The sequence below is a fragment of the Streptobacillus notomytis genome (genome assembly GCF_001902585.1).
Classification (GTDB): Bacteria; Fusobacteriota; Fusobacteriia; order Fusobacteriales; family Leptotrichiaceae; genus Streptobacillus; species Streptobacillus notomytis.
In genome coordinates this window covers 1-1,191 of record NZ_LKKV01000124.1, presented here as the reverse complement: position 1 = coordinate 1,191, position 1,191 = coordinate 1, and the positions used below count along the sequence as shown (strand labels likewise).

Here is a 1,191-nt window from a genome sequence, read left to right as displayed (position 1 = left end):
AAAATGGCAAAACAAAAATTTGAGAGAAGCAAACCGCATGTAAATGTAGGAACAATAGGACACGTAGATCACGGGAAGACAACAACAACAGCAGCTATATCAAAGGTATTAGCATCAAAAGGATTGGCACAAAAAGTAGATTTTGAAAATATAGATCAAGCTCCAGAAGAAAGAGAAAGAGGAATAACAATAAACACAGCTCATATAGAGTATGAATCAGAAGCAAGACACTACGCACACGTAGACTGTCCAGGACATGCTGACTATGTAAAAAACATGATAACAGGAGCAGCTCAAATGGATGGAGCAATATTAGTAGTATCAGCAGCAGATGGACCGATGCCACAAACAAGAGAACACATATTACTAGCAAGACAAGTAGGAGTACCATATATAGTAGTATACTTAAATAAAGTAGATATGGTAGAAGAAGAAGAGTTATTAGAATTAGTAGAAATGGAAGTAAGAGAATTACTATCAGAGTATGGTTTCCCAGGAGATGACATACCAGTAGTAAGAGGATCATCATTAGGAGCATTAAATGGAGAAGAGAAATGGGAAGCACAAATATTAGAATTAATTAATCAAGTAGATACATATGTACCTACACCAGAAAGACCAGTAGATCAACCATTCTTAATGCCGATAGAAGATGTTATGACAATTACAGGAAGAGGAACAGTAGTAACAGGAAGAGTAGAAAGAGGAACAGTAAAAGTAGGAGAAGAAGTAGAGATAGTAGGAATAAAAGATACAGCTAAATCTACAGTAACAGGAATAGAAATGTTTAGAAAATTATTAGATTCAGGACAAGCAGGAGATAATATAGGGGCATTATTAAGAGGAGTAAAGAAAGAAGAAGTAGAAAGAGGACAAGTATTATCAAAACCAGGATCAATTAAACCACATACTAAGTTTAGAGGAGAGATCTACGTATTGACAAAAGAAGAAGGGGGAAGACATACACCATTTTTCACAGGATATAAGCCACAATTTTACTTTAGAACAACAGATATAACAGGAGAAGTAAACTTACCAGAAGGAGTAGAGATGGTAATGCCTGGAGATAATATATCAGTATCAGTAGAATTAATCCACCCAATAGCAATAGAGACAGGATTAAGATTCTCAATAAGAGAGGGAGGAAGAACAGTAGCCTCAGGAGTTGTTGCTGATATAGCTGAATAATAA

At 35.5% G+C, this 1,191-nt stretch carries 1 protein-coding gene; it reads left to right on the top strand.

Annotated features, from left to right (window positions below; genetic code table 11):
* The first annotated feature begins 3 nt into the window (after positions 1–3).
* Positions 4–1,188 carry an elongation factor Tu gene (tuf, locus tag BUE91_RS06615; protein WP_066901700.1) on the top strand — a complete coding sequence of 395 codons (1,185 nt, stop codon included), beginning with the start codon at positions 4–6 and terminating at the stop codon, positions 1,186–1,188.
* The last annotated feature ends 3 nt before the right edge of the window (positions 1,189–1,191 follow it).